This window comes from Alteromonas sp. 14N.309.X.WAT.G.H12 (genome assembly GCF_036697315.1).
In the GTDB taxonomy this organism is placed as follows: Bacteria; Pseudomonadota; Gammaproteobacteria; order Enterobacterales; family Alteromonadaceae; genus Alteromonas.
This window is the reverse complement of sequence record NZ_JBAHZB010000261.1, coordinates 1-408: the sequence shown is the minus strand read 5'-3', so window position 1 is coordinate 408 and position 408 is coordinate 1. Positions and strand designations below refer to the sequence as shown.

The window sequence follows — 408 nt, the reverse complement described above, 5'->3', positions numbered from 1 at the left end:
AGCAGCGATTCCCGATTCAGATATACCGGCCAAATTCTAATAGAAGGTACTGAGCTTTATTACTACAAAGCACGGATCTATCATCCAAAGTTAGGGCGATTCCTTCAGACTGACCCTGTAGGTTATGAAGATCAGATGAATCTTTATGCTTATGTTGGGAATTAAATATCCCTAAAACAGAAGCGGGTAGATCATTTCTTGTCTCTGTCTACTTTTATAAGCATACATTTCTCTAGATCTTATCTAAAAGCTTGAATTAAATTTATCTCAGTTTAATTTGGTGAGTAATGCTTGTATTATTGCACTCTTATATGTTAAAAACTTTCATGTTATTAGGGAAGATGCGAATAAGTCCCCGATGTGAGATCATAGCGGTACAGTAAATCACAGCCATAAACGTCTATGAGT

1 protein-coding gene is annotated in these 408 nt (G+C 36.0%); it reads left to right on the top strand.

Annotated features, from left to right (window positions below; all coding sequences use genetic code 11):
* A partial coding sequence (locus V5298_RS21075) for an RHS repeat-associated core domain-containing protein (RefSeq protein WP_416351215.1) occupies positions 1 to 165 on the top strand: 165 nt, incomplete at its 5' end.
* Positions 166 to 408: the final 243 nt, after the last annotated feature.